The sequence below is a fragment of the Microvirga lotononidis genome (assembly GCF_034627025.1).
GTDB lineage: Bacteria > Pseudomonadota > Alphaproteobacteria > Rhizobiales > Beijerinckiaceae > Microvirga > Microvirga lotononidis.
Genome location: NZ_CP141049.1, coordinates 811,602 through 829,094, shown reverse-complemented (window position 1 = coordinate 829,094; position 17,493 = coordinate 811,602). Strand labels below are relative to the sequence as shown.

General features: G+C 63.0%; 13 protein-coding genes and 7 pseudogenes. 8 read left to right on the top strand and 12 right to left on the bottom strand.

Annotation, left to right across the window (positions count from 1 at the left end; all coding sequences use genetic code 11):
- Positions 1–131 precede the first annotated feature (131 nt).
- Positions 132–1,486 (bottom strand): annotated as a pseudogene (locus U0023_RS27615) (IS1380 family transposase).
- A gap of 198 nt (positions 1,487–1,684) precedes the next feature.
- Between U0023_RS27615 and U0023_RS27610 the strand changes: the two are divergent.
- Together U0023_RS27610 and U0023_RS35710 are read left to right on the top strand one after the other, a co-directional pair.
- A pseudogene (locus tag U0023_RS27610) lies at positions 1,685–2,907 on the top strand (IS4 family transposase).
- A pseudogene (locus U0023_RS35710) lies at positions 2,867–3,220 on the top strand (hypothetical protein); the annotation flags it as partial. The pseudogenes U0023_RS27610 and U0023_RS35710, both read left to right, overlap by 41 nt.
- Here U0023_RS35710 and U0023_RS35705 read toward each other — a convergent pair.
- The 3 genes from U0023_RS35705 to U0023_RS35700 are packed head-to-tail and all read right to left on the bottom strand — an operon-like array spanning position 3,166 to position 5,016.
- Positions 3,166–4,086 (bottom strand): reverse transcriptase domain-containing protein, encoded by a 921-nt coding sequence (locus U0023_RS35705; RefSeq protein ID WP_245272832.1) that lies wholly within the window; start codon positions 4,084–4,086, stop codon positions 3,166–3,168. The pseudogene U0023_RS35710 and the gene U0023_RS35705 overlap by 55 nt on opposite strands.
- Positions 4,004–4,807, bottom strand: coding sequence for a hypothetical protein (locus tag U0023_RS27600; RefSeq protein ID WP_052600406.1), 804 nt, complete (start codon positions 4,805–4,807; stop codon positions 4,004–4,006). Before U0023_RS27600 ends, U0023_RS35705 begins: the two co-directional genes overlap by 83 nt.
- Positions 4,729–5,016: a hypothetical protein gene (locus U0023_RS35700; RefSeq protein ID WP_407667445.1), complete on the bottom strand. Its 288-nt coding sequence runs from the start codon at positions 5,014–5,016 to the stop codon at positions 4,729–4,731. Before U0023_RS35700 ends, U0023_RS27600 begins: the two co-directional genes overlap by 79 nt.
- Positions 5,017–5,351: 335 nt before the next feature.
- Between U0023_RS35700 and U0023_RS27595 the strand changes: the two genes are divergently transcribed.
- The 3 genes from U0023_RS27595 to U0023_RS27585 all read left to right on the top strand — a co-directional run bounded on the left by U0023_RS27595 (position 5,352) and on the right by U0023_RS27585 (position 7,679).
- Positions 5,352–5,927: an ISAzo13-like element transposase-related protein gene (locus U0023_RS27595; RefSeq protein WP_052600416.1), complete on the top strand. Its 576-nt coding sequence runs from the start codon at positions 5,352–5,354 to the stop codon at positions 5,925–5,927.
- 85 nt (positions 5,928–6,012) lie between these two features.
- Positions 6,013–6,546, top strand: a complete 534-nt coding sequence (locus U0023_RS27590; protein ID WP_083861265.1) for an ISAzo13 family transposase — start codon at positions 6,013–6,015, stop codon at positions 6,544–6,546.
- A gap of 146 nt (positions 6,547–6,692) precedes the next feature.
- Positions 6,693–7,679: an IS481 family transposase gene (locus U0023_RS27585; RefSeq protein WP_009488371.1), complete on the top strand. Its 987-nt coding sequence runs from the start codon at positions 6,693–6,695 to the stop codon at positions 7,677–7,679.
- On the opposite strand, the gene U0023_RS27580 is transcribed toward U0023_RS27585, so the two are convergent.
- From U0023_RS27580 to U0023_RS27550, 7 genes and pseudogenes are all read right to left on the bottom strand, one after another.
- The gene (locus U0023_RS27580; protein ID WP_009488369.1) at positions 7,611–8,171 is read right to left on the bottom strand and encodes a carboxymuconolactone decarboxylase family protein; all 561 of its coding nucleotides are present in this window, start codon (positions 8,169–8,171) and stop codon (positions 7,611–7,613) included. The two genes, U0023_RS27585 and U0023_RS27580, sit on opposite strands and share 69 nt — an antisense overlap.
- A gap of 34 nt (positions 8,172–8,205) precedes the next feature.
- Positions 8,206–8,841 (bottom strand): annotated as a pseudogene (locus tag U0023_RS27575) (nitroreductase family protein).
- A gap of 87 nt (positions 8,842–8,928) precedes the next feature.
- On the bottom strand, positions 8,929–9,327 hold the full coding sequence (locus U0023_RS27570) for an IS4 family transposase (protein ID WP_009488363.1): 399 nt from the start codon (positions 9,325–9,327) through the stop codon (positions 8,929–8,931).
- Positions 9,328–9,347: 20 nt separating this feature from the next.
- Positions 9,348–10,754, bottom strand: a complete 1,407-nt coding sequence (locus U0023_RS27565; protein ID WP_009488361.1) for an ISNCY family transposase — start codon at positions 10,752–10,754, stop codon at positions 9,348–9,350.
- Between the two features lie 42 nt (positions 10,755–10,796).
- Complete coding sequence (locus U0023_RS27560) at positions 10,797–11,912, bottom strand: IS4 family transposase (protein WP_322883801.1); 1,116 nt, start codon at positions 11,910–11,912, stop codon at positions 10,797–10,799.
- Between the two features lie 330 nt (positions 11,913–12,242).
- Positions 12,243–13,714 (bottom strand): annotated as a pseudogene (locus tag U0023_RS27555) (M16 family metallopeptidase); the annotation flags it as partial.
- 263 nt (positions 13,715–13,977) lie between these two features.
- Positions 13,978–14,462: pseudogene (locus U0023_RS27550) on the bottom strand (transposase); the annotation flags it as partial.
- Between the two features lie 283 nt (positions 14,463–14,745).
- Here U0023_RS27550 and U0023_RS27545 point away from each other — a divergent pair.
- Positions 14,746–15,828 carry an IS110 family RNA-guided transposase gene (locus tag U0023_RS27545; protein WP_009488349.1) on the top strand — a complete coding sequence of 361 codons (1,083 nt, stop codon included), beginning with the start codon at positions 14,746–14,748 and terminating at the stop codon, positions 15,826–15,828.
- A gap of 4 nt (positions 15,829–15,832) precedes the next feature.
- Here the strand turns inward: U0023_RS27545 and U0023_RS27540 are convergent.
- Positions 15,833–15,958: pseudogene (locus U0023_RS27540) on the bottom strand (IS3 family transposase); the annotation flags it as partial.
- A 72-nt stretch (positions 15,959–16,030) separates the two neighbouring features.
- On the opposite strand from U0023_RS27540, the gene U0023_RS27535 reads away from it, so the two are divergent.
- Both U0023_RS27535 and U0023_RS27530 read left to right on the top strand, forming a co-directional pair.
- Positions 16,031–16,189, top strand: a complete 159-nt coding sequence (locus tag U0023_RS27535; RefSeq protein WP_009488344.1) for a site-specific integrase — start codon at positions 16,031–16,033, stop codon at positions 16,187–16,189.
- A 55-nt stretch (positions 16,190–16,244) separates the two neighbouring features.
- On the top strand, positions 16,245–17,276 hold the full coding sequence (locus U0023_RS27530) for an IS110 family RNA-guided transposase (protein WP_009488342.1): 1,032 nt from the start codon (positions 16,245–16,247) through the stop codon (positions 17,274–17,276).
- The last annotated feature ends 217 nt before the right edge of the window (positions 17,277–17,493 follow it).

Below are 17,493 nucleotides of genomic sequence, written 5' to 3'. Positions count from 1 at the left end.
ACTGCATTGACCTGATCTGCGGCGAGGCGAGCCAATCTGTTGCGTCTCTTTCACCGCAGCGAGCTCTGGAACGTGGGGAACGCGTTTGCAGGGATTGGCTGGGATGATCGGGGCGATCGTGGCCCCGCCGTTCACGGCGACGCTGCCCGCGGCCGAGGGCTGAGAGCCCAAGCCAGACGCCGGAAGAGGTCGGCTTCGGGACAGCAGGACGCGTAGGCCAAGCGGATGCGGCTGGCCGTTTCCTGCACCCGCACGGCAATCTTGAGCAGGCGCAGCCGCAGCGTGGCGAACTCCGCCCGGGCGAGATCGCGAGCGGCTGGGATGGTCTCGCGCACGGACAGCATCAGCCAATAGGCGGCTGTGTGCAGCACGAGGCGGACTTGGTTGGCCACGGCGCGCCGGCACGAGGTTCGGTCGGAGGCGAGCTGCGTCTTGTGGAACTTGATCCAGTTCTCGGCCTGACCCCGGGCACAGTACAGGCTCTCGTAGATGACCCGTGGACTGGTGCCGATCAGGTTGGTGACCACAAACCGGATATCGAGCCCGAGGCGGGTCGCCTCGATGCGAGCGACCACCCGGCGCTCGCCCGACCAGCTCTTGGCCCGGTGCGTCGTCTCGGCAAAGCCACGCACGACCTCGCGATCCTCGACCGCCCGCTGAGTGCGCACCGCATCCGCGGTGTCCTGCACCTTGCTTGTGAGCAGCCTCGTGCCAGCCAGCCCGAAGAGGTAGCTGACGCCGTTCTGCTCGCAGAAGTCCATGGCCTCAGGGCGGGCATAGTGACTGTCGCCCCGGATCGTGAGGCGGGTGAGAGGCCAGCGGGTGCGGATGCGCCGCACGAGACGTCGCAGATGCGCCCGGACCTCACGGCCCGAGGGCGTCTTGCCCGGCCGCAGCACGACGGCAACCGGTCGGCCGGTGGCGCTGTCATAGACATGGATCGGCAGAAAGCAGCGCTCGTCGTAATGCGCATGAACAGTGATAGTTGCTGATGGCCATGGACGACGTCGCAGGTATCGTCGATGTCCAGCACCACGCCGTCCGGCGGGGTCACATAGCTGTCCATCCACTGATCGATCAGAGCATAGCTCAGCCGGATCGCATCGCGCAGGCTCGGGGCGTTCTCCAGGCGTGAGAGGGTTGGCTGCGAGGCCAGATCCGCACCCGTCTCCGGCAAGTGCCCGCAGGCGAGCTTGAACGCCGGATCCGCGCGCAGCGGACCGAAGTCGTTGCAGTCCTCGTAACCGCACGCAATCGCGAAGATGCGGGCGCGGAGCATGTCCGCCACAGCATGCCTGACGCGGGCCGGATCGCGCCGATCCGGAATGAAACGCGCCAGCCGCTCGGCGACGCCCAGCCGGCGCTCGGCCTGGGCCAGGAGCATGACGCCGCCGTCGGACGACAGGCGTCCACCGTCGAACGCGGCGGTGATCTTCTTGCGGCCAACGGCTGGAAACGGAAACGTTGGAGGGGTATCATCCGGCATGGCGGGTGTGGCACGGTGCAATCGGTGGCAGAGATTGGTGTCAGCAACCAAATCCTACGACACGTCAGTCACTTAGGCTACACTCGCCAGCCCTCTCCAGCCACATCATGAATAAGAGCGGCTAGGCCCAATACCGTTGACTTAAGCTGCCGATGGGGTGTGAAGTGACGAGGGGGGTAGCTTGCGGAGGGTTCAGTCATGACCCGACCTCCAGCGCGCCTGCCGGACAGCCCACGGATCAGCGATCTCGTCACACTCGGGGTGCTGACGACGACCGTTCCGGCGGCCTTGATTGACGCTGTGCTGGTCGCGACGCAGCGACAGAGCCAGCGGCATCGACAGCTGCCAGCGCCGTTGGTGGTGTACTATGTGATGGCGCTGGCCTTGTATGCACAGGCCTCCTACGGCGAGGTGTTGCGATGCCTGCTGGAGGGGGTGCGGTGGCTCCGCCTGGGCGGGCTCGACGCGCTGGGGGCGACCAAGTCGGCCATCACCCGTGCGCGGATCCGGCTGGGGGTCACGCCCGTGCGGGAGTTGTTCCAGCGGGTGGCCCATCCCATTGCGGACCCCGGCACGCCCGGAGCGTGGTACCGTGGTCGCCGGTTGGTCAGTGTGGATGGCACGACCATTGATCTTCCGGATACGCCGGAACTGGAGGCCCAGTTCGGCCGCCCTGCCGCCTCGCGGGGCGCCAGCAGCTTCCCGAAGCTGCGCCTGGTGGGGCTGATTGAAACCGGCACCCATGCCATGTTCGCCGTGGCGGTTGGCCGCTACGACACCAGCGAGGTCCGCTTGACGCCGCGCGTGTTGCAGCACTTGCAGCCGAACATGCTGTGTCTGGCTGATCGGGCCTTCGTCGGCTTTGAGCTGTGGCGCTTGGCGGCGGCGACGGGCGCCGACTTGCTCTGGCGGGTGCGCATCAACCACAAACTGCCCTGCCGCCAGCGCCTTTCCGATGGCTCGTATCTGAGCCGGCTTTACGCCTCGCCCAAGCAGCGTCGACACGATGAGGGGGGACAGGTCGTGCGCGTCATCGACTACCGCCTGGAAGGCATCGCGGACGCGGAGCCCCTCTATCGGCTGGTCACCACGCTCCTCGACCCGGCCGTCGCGCCAGCGACGGAGTTGGCAGCGCTGTATCATGAACGGTGGGAGTGCGAGGGGACCTTCGCCGAATTCAAGGTGAGCCTGCCCGGGCAGCGCCTGATGCTGCGCAGTCGCCGGGCGGATCTGGCCGAACAAGAACTCTATGGCTTTCTGCTCGTCCATCTGGCGTTGTGCGGCAGCTGATCCATGCTGCCAGCCGAAAGGCCGGGTGCGACCCGGACACGTTGTCCTTCCTCCACACGGTGCGGATTGTCCGGCGGCATCTCCCGTTTTATGCCGCGTTTTCCCCCTCAGCGACAGCATCAGATGCATGAGATGATCCTGATCGAGATCATCGACACACCGGCCGAGCCCAGTCGAGGTCGCCACAATCCACGTGTGGTGAAACGCAAGATGAGCAACTTCCCGACCAAGGCGCGGGCTGGGCCGCCCCTGACCGCGCCGATCGTCCGCTCCAGCGCGCTTATCCGGATTGTCGCGCCAATGGTGGAGGACACGGTGCTCCTGTCAACGGCTCTCCCGCAGACTGCTTCCAGACCACCAGGCCAAGCCTGCGGCCGCCCTTCATGGCATCAGCACGTTCGCGACTGGAATGTCAGTCGACTGACACGCACGGCGTACTGCCAATCCCATGATCTGGAGGTGTACCGCTTCAACCAGTGGGTCGCCCGGCTGCGCCGGCGTTTGGTACTATAGCTTAAGTCAACGGTATTGCGGCTAGGGTCGTCTGCGACTTTCGAGGGTACTGAGAATTGTTGAATCTTAGATGCCTTTAGTTCGGCTTCAAGTTCAACAATCTGCGCCATCACATTTGCGATCTCATCCTTGATGTCCTCCGTCCCTTCAGGGCTATGCGTCATATGTTGAAGATCTTCGACGCGTTCCTGAAGAGTCCGGATTTTCTTTCGGATGTAACCGATCCGTGCGGTGATGGAAATCCACGGGGGATGACCCCTTCGCTCCTTCCCCTTATTCCGTGCCTCAATCCATCGTTCCATGAACCGGTCAAGTTCATGGAGGTAGATGTTGGAAAGAATTGGAGAAACGATACCGCCTTGCGGCGTGCCGCTATAGGTGTTGTGGTATTTCCAGTCCTCCAAATAACCAGCCGCAAGGAAAGAGGCGATAAGACGTAGGAAGTTCTTATCGTCAATCTTCTTGGCCAGTAAGGTCATCATGATTTTATGGTCGAGGTTATCAAAGAAGCCTTTGATGTCTGCTTCCACAAACCATTTAACCCCGGACCAGACATTTTTGATGTTAGTCAGGGCGGTGTGACAGGATCGTTTCGGGCGAAATCCATGCGAGTGGTCTGAGAAGACCGGCTCGTATATGACCTCCAGAATCGACCTAACAACCTCCTGCACCAATCTGTCTGTAACGGATGGGACGCGGGCTTCATAATGCACCTCATGCGGTAAGCGTTGGGGGTGTCGGATGAAGGTGTCCTGATTTGGCAATCCAGGTCCGGAGGCGTTGATCCAAGGCGGCATCGATCGTGATCGCGTACGGGCCTTTCGGCCTGCTTCGCGTAGGGGAGATAATACCGCGTGCGATCCAATAATGAACGACCCAGAGGCTGACGCCATAGCGTTCCCCCACTTGGCGCACGCTGAGGCTGCCGGCCGGCGGTTTGGGCGCAGAAATCCGGTGCTTGTAGCGGATCCATCGGATGGCGCCGACCGTGAAGGGCTTGCCTGTCGCACTGCGCTGACCTTCCGCGCGCAACAGGGCGACAATGTCACCATCAAGGTGATCGATTGACAGCCCGCGAATGCGCGCGACAAAGGCCTCGGGATACCGGATCGCCTCAGCCCGGTTCTGTGGCAGCCGGAGTGGCAGGATTTCCGTCTCGCCCCCTTGCCAGCGAACGTGCAAGCGGACGATCTTCGGCTCCGGTCCCCGCGTCACGGTGATGTCGCGCACCAGCAGGCGCAGGATGCGCTTGCGGTCCCGTGCCGTCGTGGTTGGCGCCGACCACAGGCGAGGAAAGTTCTGGGCCAGCGCGAGGATCTGGCGCTTTTGCTCGGCGGTGACGGCGCGCATCGTCTTGTGTTCAAAGGCCGCGAGCTCGGCTTCGAGATCATGCAGGCGCTGCAGGGCGTCGTTCCAACGTGTTTCGAGCGTCGCGGCGATCAGCCGGTTGGCGGGATCGACAGCTTCGTAGCGCCGCTCCGCCAGCTCGGCCTCGTAGCGCGCCCGCTCGATCCGCATCCGCCACTGCGCGCCGACCTCGCGAGCTCGATCGTTACCGGCGTGATGGCGCTGACCAGGCGATCGGTGATGGCCTGATCGAGCGGCGCTGACGGGACACTGAGGCAAGCGCGGGGTGCCAAAGCCTCGCGGTGCTTCCACACACATTGATAAATCGGGTAGATCCCGCCATTGCCGGTATATCGGACGCCGAGACGGCGACCGCACACGCCGCAGAGGAGCAAACCTTGCAGGAGGCACAGGCCTTCGCGCACGGGACCAGGAAGCTGTCCTCCGGCACGGCACAGATGATGTCAGGCAGAAACTTGCTTCTGAACAGGTTGTAGGCGCACTCATACGCGCCCGCTGCGCCCCGCAAAGTATGCCGATCAGTCGTCATGGCGTCCCTCCTAGGGCTTGGCAGGCAACAACCTGCCCAAATGGGCAACTGGTGCGTTGTTGGAACAAGGACCATCCGTTCTGAACGGAGCTGCCGATGTCGCTACCCTCCCTTCACCCATGTGGATGCCCCAAGTGTCACTCGCGCAAGCCCCATCCGGACCGCATGCTTCATCGGCAGATCAACCTGCTTGCCAGCCGGCTCGACGAACAGCAGCGCCGGTGGTTTATCGCGTTTGAGGCGATGCGGATCGGCTGGGGCGGCACTCAGCGGCTTGCCCAGATCACGGGCTTGAGCCCCCATACCATCCGGCGCGGCCGTCGCGAACTCGAGGCCGGGCTTGTTGACCGCCCCACCGAGCGCGTGCGGGTCGCCGGTGGTGGCCGTCCCACCCGAGAGGTCCAGGATCCTGAACTCCCACAGACCTTGGAGGAGTTGCTCGAAGGCGAGACAGCGGGTGACCCGATGGGTCGGCACGCCAAAGCCAAGCGGAGTTCTCTGCATCATCTGAGCCATGAGCTTGCCGTCGCAGGACACCCGGCCAGCCGCCCCACGGTGGCGCGCCTGCTGCGCCAATTGGGCTACTCGCCCAAAGCCAATGCACGGCGTACCGAGGCGCACAGCACGCCGCCTGAGCGCGATGCGCAATTCCAGCACATCGCCGAACAGCGCGCGCAGTTTGCAGCCACAGGTGAGCCGATCATCAGCGTGGATTCGAAAAAAAAAGGAATTGGTCGGTGACTTCAAGAACCCGGGCCAGACGTGGTGCCGGAGAGCCGAGCCGGTCTTGGTGCACGACTAGCCGCAGGATGCAGTCGGTCAGGCCATTCCTTACGGCATCTACGAGATCACAACCAACAGCGGCTATGTGTGCATCGGCGATTGCTTTGACACCCCGCGCTTTGCCGTTGAGGCGATCAGTGACTGGTGGGAGAGCGAAGGACAGAAGCGCTTTCCAGAAGCCGGGCGTCTCCTCGTCCTGGCCGATGCGGGCGGCTCGAACAGTTGCCGCTCCCGAGTTTGGAAAGCCCAGTTGCAAGAACAGCTCTGCGATGCCTGCGGGCTCGAGGTCACGGTGTGTCACTATCCCACCGGCTGCTCGAAGTGGAACCCAATTGAGCACCGGCTCTTCAGCTTCATCAGCTTGAACTGGGCTGGCGTGCCGCTGCGGACCTTTGCGACGATGGTCCGCTACATTGCCGGAACCGTCACGGCAGCCGGGCTGCGGGTGAATGCTCGCCTCAAGCGTGGTGGCAATGAGACCGGGGAGCGGGTCTCCGACGAGGTCATGCGTCGCCTCCACCTGAGGCCGCATGCCGTCTGTCCCGCATGGAATTACACGCTCTCGCCGCGAACTTGATAACCTGAATTGGCAAATAGTTGGCTGCCAAGCCCTAGCTGTTTGGTGGCGGAACGTTGTTGGGATCAGGTGCGTTGGGCGATTGAGAACTATACTTGGCGCTTCGATGGCTCGCGGCGGCCGCCGCGTCCTTGGTGGAGGATCTGATGCACTCCCTTCATCCGCAAGCCCGCACCACCCCAGCTGTTCGCCAGGAGATCGCCCGCTCGCGCGAGCCCACCGGCGTGCTGGCGCAGCGCTTCAGCGTCAGCACCGAGACCATCCGCAAATGGCGCAAACGTGGGGCGCAGGACTGCCAGGACCACTCCAGCCGGCCGCACAAGCTGCCGTGGAAGGCCACGGACGAGGAGCGGGCGATCGTCTGTGCCCTGCGCCAGGCCACTGGCTTTCCGCTCGATGACCTGACCTTTATCGTCACGCACTTCCTGCCGCATCTCAACCGCGATGCCGTCTACCGCATCCTCAAGGCGGAAGGTCTGGGCCGCCTGCCGCCGGCGCAGCAGCGCAAGCGCAAGAGCGGCACGTTCAAGGACTACGATCTCGGCTTCATCCACATGGACATCAAACACCTGCCGAAGCTGCGGACCGCCAATGGCGAGAGCCGCAAGCGCTTTCTCTATGTCGCCATCGACCGCTGCTCGCGCTGGGTGCACCTGGCGGTCAAAGACGACGAGCTGACCACCAGCGCGGTCGCTTTCCTGACCGAGGCGGTGCGCGCCTTCCCGTTCAAGATCACACACGTGCTGACCGATCGCGGCTCGTGCTTCACCGCCGATGGCTTCGAGGACGCCTGCCGGAAGCTGAAGGTGGAGCATCGCACGACCAAGCCGTACACGCCGCAAACCAACGGTCTCGTGGAGCGCTTCAACGGCCGCGTTCAGCGCGAGGTGCTGGGCATTACCATCGACAGCCACCGGGATCTGGAGACGCTGCTCAAGGGCTTCAACCAAGCCTACAACCGGAGACGTCAGCGCGTGCTCAAGGGGCGAACACCAGATGAGGTCGTGCACAGCCGCCTGGTTGCTGAGCCCAAGCTGGCCAACCGGCGCTACAAGCCACCCGATTCAGACGCGTTGCCGCCCGCCCTCCAGGTCGTTGCTGACGCCAAGGAGGTCTCGCATCCAGACAACTAGCACGTTGTTGAAGAAGTTCGTCAGGGAGTACATCGCAACCAGCGTGACGATCTCGATGATGTTCGCATCCGTGTAGCCTATGTCGCGGACGGCTTTTACATCGGCGTCACTGACCTGCCCCCGGGTCTCGGTGACCTTGCGCGCAAACTGGAGGGCGGCGTCCCGCTTCGGATCGCTGGCATGTGCCTTCCGGGCGAGAATGATGTCATCGGCCGACATCTTGGCCATATGTTGAGCCGTAAAGCTGTGAACCGCCAGGCAGTAGTTGCAACCGTTCACTTCGGATACGGCGAGTCCGATGCTGTCGCGCGTCTTCACATCGAGCGCTTTGCTCAGGGCGCCGAGCAGCGAGGACCACGCGTTGAAGGCGATCGGGCTCTGCGCAAAGACTGCCATCATATTGGGGGTGAACCCAATGTTCTTGGTAAATGCATCGAGGGTCGGCTTCGAATCAGCCGGCACCTGGTCGAGCGTCACAGCAGTTTTTTCCATTGTGGTCTCCATTAGTTTTTTAGTTGATTGAGCATCATGCGAAGTCGAGCACATCGGCCACTGGCATGCGCGGCTTCTGCGGCCAGTTGCCAGCTCGCTCGGGCCCGACGGTCAATAGCATTACTGGCACTTCATCGTCGGCCAAGCCAAACTTGCGGTGCGCCGCGTCAGCGTCGAAGCCGATCATCGGCGTCGACCCGAGGCCCAGCGAGCGGGCCGCATAGATGATCGCCGCAGCGCCGAAGGTCGCGGACCGCACCGCCTCGTCGCGCTGCCGCTGGGGCTGATCGTCATACAGCCCGCGCGCGGGCATCTCTCATTCCGGCACTAGGTGCGCCGGCATGATTCCGGCTTCCACGACCGGCGCCAGGCGCTCGGGAACAGTACTGGCATCGGCCAACTGGCCGATGATGATGAAGGTAACGGCGGCTTCAGTGATCGCCGGCTGATTCCAGGCGATCGGGCGGAGATGAGCCTTGGCTTCAGCCGAGCGTACGGCGATGAAGCGCCAGTTCTGCAAATGGAAAGATGTCGGCGCGGTCGTGCCGATGCGCACCAACTCGCGGATTTGGTCGTCGCTCAGGCTAGCGGCAGGGTCATAGTACTTGGCTGTGCTGCGGCTCAGGATATTTTCGATGACGGCGTTGGTCATAGTGACGGCGTTAGTCATAGTGCTCCCGTTGGTCACAATAATTCCTATGGGTAAGATGATAGATTGGAGGTGCAAGCGTGCCTTCGCTCTCTTTGCGCAAACCTTTCAATTACCCACAAGCCTCATGCCGAGGGAGGCGCCGAGTTCGATGTCGGTGAGGCGCGAGAGGCCGCGCCATAGGACCATGTTGCCGGGCGGCGGATCTTTGGCGCGCGCGAGATAGCCACCAAGCCGGGCGATCTTGGTCAGATAGTGGGACAGCGTTGGCGCCGGTGACGACGCCTTGTCCTTGGCCAGCTGATCGAGCAGGCGGATCTCGAGCGGGGTGAAGACCAGGCGTGGGGATGCCGTGGGTGCCGTCTGATTGAGCATCGTCAGCCAGAACACCCGCCATGCCAGGATGCAGAACAGCGCCAGCAGATTGACCAGCCGCTCGGCCGACCGGAGTTTCGCCTCCTCAGCGCGGCTGTTGCAACCAGATTGAAATGTCTCAGGTTTTGGCAAAGTAGAAATGTCACAGGGCTCTACGGAGCCTCTGCCGGGGCTGCGGAGACCTCACCGATCGCAGCAGTTCCGGCAGAGGCGGCGGCATGGGCGTTCTTGGCTGCGATGTACCGGTCGGTGAAGGACATCCGGCCGCGGCGCCCTTTTGGACGGGAGACGTAGCCGCCCGCTTCGCTGTTCGTCTTGGGGCGCACAGGCCTGAGTTCATCCTGACGAGCTTTCACCCAGCTAAGGACTTCTGACAGCCGCTTGTTCTCGACGATCGCCGCCTGAGTGACCCGCTGGTCTTTGTCGAACATGCGATAAGGCAGAGCGATGCCTTGCCAGCGGACCTCGAGCCGCCCGTCAGGGAACTCGTAAGTCTCAACGTATTTGCCGGCCAATCCCACGCTCAGCGGCGTCTCGTCCAGAATGATGCGCTTGCGGTCGTAGGAGAGCGCCAGGTGTTGCGTGACATAGCGCTGCTCACGCCAGGCCAGGATCGTGTCGAGTTGGGCTGAGGTGCGCTCCAGCGGACGATGCCAATCCTCCGACCGCGCGGGAGCGATCGCAAACCGCTCATTGAAGCGCGCCACGAAGGCTGGAAGGTAGGCGTTCGCCGCCTCAAGCGTCGCGATCCCCTCCAGCCGGAGTTCCTTCACCAACCGATCCTGCAGCGTGCGGTTCACTCGCTCCACCCGCCCCTTCGCCTGGCTCGAGTTCGCGCACAGAATCTCGATCCCCAGCTCACTCAGTGCACGCCCGAACTGGGTCAGGCCTTGACCACCCTGCGCCTGCGCCTTCGATACGCGAAAGATCGAGTGTTTGTCGGAATAGAAGGCGAGGGGCCGCCCGTGGCTGGTGAGATAGCTCTTGAGCGTCTCAAAATACGCCAAGGCGCTCTCGGATGGGACGAACCGCAGCGCCACCAACCGGCTGGTCGCATCATCGATGAAGACGATCAACGTGCATCGCGGGCCGCGATCCTCGAACCAGCGGTGCTCACTGCCGTCGATCTGCACCAACTCGCCAAAGTGATCGCGGCGCAGACGCGGCTGATGCAGCTGACGCCGCTGCTTGCGCGACAGCCAGAGCCCTTCCTGCCGCATCCATGTGCGCAGTGTCTCGCGCGAGACGCTCAGGGCGTGGCGTTCCAGAAGCATCTGGCTTGCCAGGGTCGGTCCAAAGTCCCGGTAGTTCTCCGTGACGTACGCAATCGCCATCTGGCGCACATGCGGCCCCAGCCCCCGATTGGAGGGTCGTCCACGCGCCCGGTGACGTAAGCCAGCCGCACCATGCTCGGCAAACTGCCGGGCCAGTCGATGCGCCTGGCGCCGGGTGATCCCCATGAGGCCGGCCGCTGCGGACATCGTCAGACGGCCGGCCAACACCGATGCCAGCACCTCAGCACGACGAAGCTCCCGTTCGCTCATCTCCACCCAGCCCATGCCACACTCCCATGCCCGTCGGTTCAGGGGAGTGTGACATTCCTAGTTTGCTACGGTGGGACATTTTAACTCTGCGCCTACAGCCTCCTCAGCGCGGCAGCCCGATTTCAGGATTTTATGGAACAGCTCGATCTTCCAGCGCAGAGCGTACCAGCCGATCTTCTCGACCGCCTCACCGACGCACGTGATGGGCAGATCGGTAATGAGGCGCCAGTGGATCGGCGGGCGGTTCTCGGGCGTCCCTCGCTCATCAGCACAGATCACGGTGAGTTCGAGAGCGGGATAGCGCTTCTGCTTGGCGAGGGGCGGCAACACATGAAGGCGCTGGTACTTGATGGTAAGGTGGGCCCGGCTGCTCTTGCCCTTATCGTCCCGCACCGCGATCCGGTGCTCGCCTTGACCTGGCACCTCGTCCATGGCTGCGATGATCGTCCGGGTGCCGTCATCCGCCCGCCGGTCGACGCTGCTGCGCACGAGAAAGTGTGTGCCGAGTTCGTGCGCCGTGACGAACAGCTCATAGATGTCGCCCTCGCGATCGCCGATGTGGATGCACCGCGCCGGATCGGCAGCAAGTCCGGATGCCTGGCGCATGTTCTCGGGCCAACGGAGGCTCTCTTTCTGCTCGATCGACACCCGCGTCGGGTTGATATGCCGCTTGAGGGTGCTCGTGCCCTTGAAGCTGGCGCGGGTCCAGAACTGGATCGCGCACAGTCCCAGCGGCAACCCGTCCGGCGTGACACCGAGGCTTGAGTGCATCAGAAGACCGCAGACGGTATAGAACGGGCGGCGATCGTAACTGGTGTTGCGGCAGGGATATTGCCCGGTCAGGCCGATTGGCTCGGGCCGGACCCGGTGATAGACGAACTCAGTGGTGTCGTGGAGGATGAGGAGCGGCCCCTCAGTCGCGGCCACGCGGCTGGCGGTTGCCGCGAAGTGGCCGGCCAGGATCTCAGCCTCGCTGACGCGATCGTTGTCGAAGAAGCGATACGCGGCTTTGGTGGCGGCCCAGTCCTGGCAGGCCAGCGGCAGGCTTGCTCCCATTGCCCCGCCAAGCTGCTCCAGGAGCCGCCGCAACCGCTGGCCCAGCCGTGCATCGGCAAAGGTCGACCCGGCGAGTTCCTCATCGAGCCACGAGGTACCTTCGAGCATCGGATCCATGGCACCCCTCCTTCCGAACGGGTGCCCGACAAGGAATCACGCCCGAGCCATGTCGTGCAAGCTGAAGCGGCGCTCGCTCCGGAGATGTGGGTAATTGAAAGTAATCTGCCCCGCTTACGCGTGACAATTGATGGAAACATGTATTGCTCCTCTGAGAGTCGCCAGCGAGAAACGTCTCGCTGTTAAAGTAGGTTCGGCGAACTGAACTAGGTACAACCAACAATCGGGTACCCTATTTGTGCGAATATCATTCTGCCTCACACAGACCGGGCGGGCCTCAACCCGCGCCAAAACAGTTGCCGATCCGTTCTACCTTATCGTGTCAGCAGGAACAGCTTTTGTTCGGACCCCTGAAACGGCCGAAGCCGGCTTGCTCGCCTTCGTGACGGCCTGCGCATCGCGATCGGCCGGGCGCGCCCCTGGCGTCACAGTCAGGGCATAGGCCGGGCGGGACAGCCATTTGCCCAACGCTGCCTTGACCGTCGCGGGCGTGGCCGCGGCGTACGCATCGAGATCTTGGGCATAGTGATCAGGATCGTTTAAATAGAGCAGCCCTTCGGCCAGTGTTCCTGCCTTGCTGCTGACGGATTCGAGCGACTTGATCGTGTCGGCGGCATTCTGGATCGCAACACGATCAACTTCACCAGCAGTCGGGCCTTCAGCAATCAGATCGGCGATGATTGCGTCGAGACGTCTCGCAACCACCGCTGGATCGACGCCAGGCTTGACGTCGGCGCTCACCTCGAACAGGCTCACTTGAGCAAACGTCTGCAAGCCGGCCGAAACGCTGACCGCGAGCTTCTCGTCGCGCACCAGCGTGTTGTCGAGCCTGGAGCTGGCAAGGCCACTGAGCACCGATGCGCCGATCGCAAGCGGCACCGCATCAGGGTCGTTGAGCCCCGGCACCACCCAAGTGCGGTAGAGCCGCGTCATCGCCACCCGATCCTGCAGCGTCTCGTCCTTGCGCGCGGGTAAGGTTGGGATGGCGACTGCGATCGGGCTGCTGTCGGGTCCGCGCTTGATGGACCCGAAATATCTCTCGACCAGCGGCTTTGCGGTCGCAAGGTCGATATCGCCGGCAAGGGCAAGGACCGCATTGTTGGGCCCATAGTGCTGGCGGAACCAGCCATGCACGTCGTCCAGGCTGGCGGCATCGAGATCGGCCATCGACCCGATCGGCGGATGACCGTAAGGATGATCGGCCGGGAACAGGGCTGCGGCTTGGGCATATTGGACGAGGCCGTATGGCTGATTGTCGCGCTGGCGCTTTACATTCTGGACGACGCCGCGCTGGTTATCGAGCTTGGCCTGCGTGATCGCGCCAAGAAGGTGTCCCATCCGGTCGGACTCGAGATAGAGCGTCATTTCGAGCGCGCCGGTTGGGACTGTCTCATAGTAGTTGGTGTAGTCGTACGAGAACGTGCCGTACCAGATCATGCTGTTCATGTTAGTAGCGCCGACCTGCGGCATCCGCTTGAAGAAAAAGTCGCCGGCATTTTCCGAGCCGGTGAACATCAGATGCTGGAACAGGTGCGCGAAGCCGGACTTGCCCTTGGGCTCGTGCTTGGAACCAAAATATTGTACCAGACCGACACGGCGACCACCGGCGCCTTGCGATCGGTGTGGACGAGGACGCGCAGCCCGTTGGCGAGGGTGAAGCTCTGATAGGGAATCTTTACGCCCGCCACAATCTCGCGCGCACTCGCAACCGGCGCGCTTGGTTCCTGCGGCGGAGCGGCACCGATTGCCGGCGCAGCACCGAATTGCAGGACGACGAGCCCCGCGATAAACTTGGCTTTCATGCAAACCTCCCCGACGGACGCGGCATCGATCGTCTCACCGCTCTCAAGCCTCAAGATCCGGTCGGCAGCTCCTGCCGCCGTACGACGAGGAAGTTGCAAAAGGCGTGCCAACGGCGCCGCAAGCGCCTCAGAAGAAATGTTGTGCAGATTATTCAAGGGCTTGGATGAGAGTGCGGCAGGACGTCAGGCCGCACAGCACCGGGGCCCGGACCTGACAAACCCGACAGTCGGTGTCGGGGACCCGACGTTTATCCAAGGAGTGGCGGACAGGATCCTCCGCGGGGACGCGCAATTCGCGCGTCATTCAACCGCGTTCGGCTATGTCCGACGCCCGCCGATGTCGAACATGCGACACAGATGATCGCCTTGATGGCCGTGACGAGTTCCTCCTCCGGCTCTGGTGGCCGGCCTGCAATCTGCTCGGCGATGGTGGAGCGGGCGACTTCAAGGACAGAGCAGACAGCGCTCATCGCGAACCGCCTTTGGGCCACGACAGCGAGCGCGACAGCTGCTTTTTTGGCCCCGTGGCGACCTCCAGCGCCTCCGTGAGGATCTCAGCCTCGAGCGTGTTCTTGCCCAAGAGCCGCTGCAGCTCACGGGCTTGGTTCTGCAGGGCGCGGTACTCGGAGGCGGCGACCACCTCCTCCTGAGCACTGGTGGCCGTGAGGGCACCATGGGCGGCGAGCTTGCGCCAGCGGAACAGCTGGTTGGGGGCCACGCCATGCCGGCGGGCGACCAGGCTGACAGTAAGTATGCTTAGGCCAGTGTTCCTGGGCGGCCTGACCCTCACGGCGATAGACCGGCTAACATCACTGGTATCGCAAGGCGCCGGTGTGGCCTGACCCACACGCTGATCGACCACAACCCGTGTCTTTCCTCGGACCTGTCGGCCGCCCGGGAGCCTTGCGGTGAGGTTTGCCTCACCGGTGCATGTGACCCAAGAAGGGCCTGACATCCTGTCGCATTACTGTCCTGTCCAGGCATGCGGTCGTGGTGAACCGTCGATCCACGGTCGAACCAGGAGAGCCGGTATGGAAGTTGGTCAGGACGTTGTCTTACATCCCGTTGTCGGCGGGGTCGACACGCACAAAGATCTTCACGTCGCCGCTGTTGTCGACGAACACGACCGTGTTCTCGGGACCCAGTGCTTTGCGACAACCCGACAGGGATATCGGCAGATGCTCGCCTGGATGCGCTCCTTCGGACAGCTCCGGTGCGTTGGCATTGAGGCCTCAGGCACCTATGGCGCCGGGTTGCTGCGCTCCATGCAGAATGCCGGTGTCGAAGTTCTGGAGGTCACGGCTCCGGATAAACCGGACCGGCGCAAGCGGGGCAAGAACGATGATCTCGACGCTCAGAACGCCGCGCATGCCGCCTTTGCCGGCAAGCGCACCGTCACGCCCAGAAGCCGGGATGGCATGATCGAATCCTTGCGCGTTCTCAAGGCGTGTCGAAAGACAGCAGTGGTGGCGCGGCGCATCGCGTTGCAGATGATCCAGAACACCATCGTCTGCGCGCCGGACGGGTTGCGGGAGGCGCTGCGCCAGATGACCCGCATGCAGCTGGTCAGGACCTTGGCGGCATGGCGGCCTGACCTGACTGACTACCGCAATGTGGATTCCGCCTATAGGATCAGCCTCAAGTCGCTCGGCCGCCGCTATGTCGAACTGCACGATGAGATTGCCGACTTGGACGTTATGATCGGTGCCATTGTCGATGAACTTGCCCCCAACCTCGTGGCCCGGAACTCGATTGGTCACGCAGGGGCGGCCCAGTTGCTCCTGACAGCGGGGGACAATCCGGAGCGCTTGCATTCCGAGGCCGGCTTTGCCGCACTCTGCGGTGTCAGCCCGGTCCCAGCCTCGTCCGGCAAGACGACGCGCCACCGTCTCAACCGGGGTGGTGATCGAGCCGCCAACAGTGCTCTGCACATCATTGCGATCGGGAGGCTTCGGACCGATCCGCGAACCAAGGCCTACATGGCTAAACGCGTCGCTGAAGGCCACTCCAAGCTTGAGGCGATCCGGTGCCTGAAGCGCTACATCGCGCGCGAGGTGTTCACCCTAATCAGCCAGCGGCAAAAGGAGATCAACCAGGCTCGGATCACCGCTTGACAAACAGAAGGGCGTCCGTGGCATCCGGCTCGTAGGTCTCCTGGACGATGGCCAGCTTCTCGGCGGCCGTCCAGCGGCGCCGGTGTTGCGGTCCGTCGAGGACCTCTAACTTCGAGGAAGAACCAGTCATAGGCCTAACACTACTCCTATCTCTTAACGAGGTGGGAGATCGTGTCCGGTCGGTCTATTCGGGGGCTACTTCATGGTCGAGCAGGTGAAATACCGCCCCTATGACCTGCGTCATTTCTTTGCTTTGATGCTGCTGCTCGAGCGAAAGGTCAACCTGAAGAAGATTCAGATGGGGTATTCGGCCTGCCGCCGGAGCCCTCGATTCCCGGTGAGGTGCTGCACTGCAGGCTAATGGTACAACGAGGATCGTTCGGAGCGGCCTCAGGCCTCAGTGGGAGACGCGCAGCATGAAACACTATGCGGGTTTGGATGTCTCGGTCAAAGAGACGTCGGTGTGCATCGTTGACGAGACGGGGAAGATCTGCCGTGAGATCAAGGTCGTCTCTCATCCCGAGGACCTGCTGCAGCTTCTGCAAGACTCCGCCTGGCGCCTCGAGCGGGTTGGTCTTGAGGCAGGTCCTCTCTCGCAATGGCTCTTCGAGGGGCTTGCCTCAGCCGGACTTCCTGTCGTGTGCATCGAGACGCGCCACGCCAAAGCCTTCCTGAAGGCGCAGATCAACAAGAGCGACCGCAATGATGCCCGCGGCATCGCCCAGATGATGCGGGTCAACCTGTTCCGACCGGTTCACGTCAAAACACTCTCAAGTCAGAAGCGCCGGGCTCTGCTCACCGCCCGCAAGCTCCTGCAGGAGAAAGCCCTTGCGGTCGAGAACGACATCCGCGGTCTGTTGCGCAACTTCGGGCTCAAAGTTGGGGCCGTCGGAACGGTGCGGTTCGAGGTGCGCATCCATGAGCTCCTCGAGAGCATGCCCGATCTGATCGAGGTCATCCAACCGCTGCTGCAGGCCCGTCGCGAGTTGCGCGAGCACTTTGCCACCCTGCACCGGAAGCTGCTCGCCCTGGTCCGCCATGATGAGGTATGCCGGCGCCTGATGACGGTTCCGGGAGTGGGGCCGGTGGTGTCCCTGGCTTTTGTGGCGACGATCGACACGCCAGCTCGGTTCCGGCGCTCCAAGGCGGTGGGTCCTGCCTTGGGGCTGACACCTGTCCTGGATCAGTCAGGGGAAAGCCGCCGGGTGGGCCGGATCTCGTTGTGCGGCGATGCCATGCTGCGAACGCTGCTGTTTGAAGCGGCTCAGATCATCCTGACCCGAGCCAGCCGCTGGTCCTGGCTGAAGGCCTGGGCCATGAAGGTGGCCCAGCGGCGCGGGCGGGGAAAGGCGGTCATCGCGCTCGCCCGCCGGCTGGCGACCATTCTGCATCGAATCTGGTGTGATGGCACTGAGTTCCGGTGGACGCGGGAGGCTCAGGCGATGTAGGTGCGTCTGGCCGACGAAGACCGTCCGAGCCGGACGGAAAGACAAGGTTCCGCCCCGTGGCGGAGAGCTGTCCCTCGCGGGACGATGAATGAAGCGAGTCCGCATCAGGGTATGTTCCTTGCGCCTCAGGCACAAAGGACGCTGTTCAGATCGTTCCGCTTCATTCGTCTGACCCCATAGTGGAAGAGCCATTGCGCTGATTCCGGAGAGAAGCGAG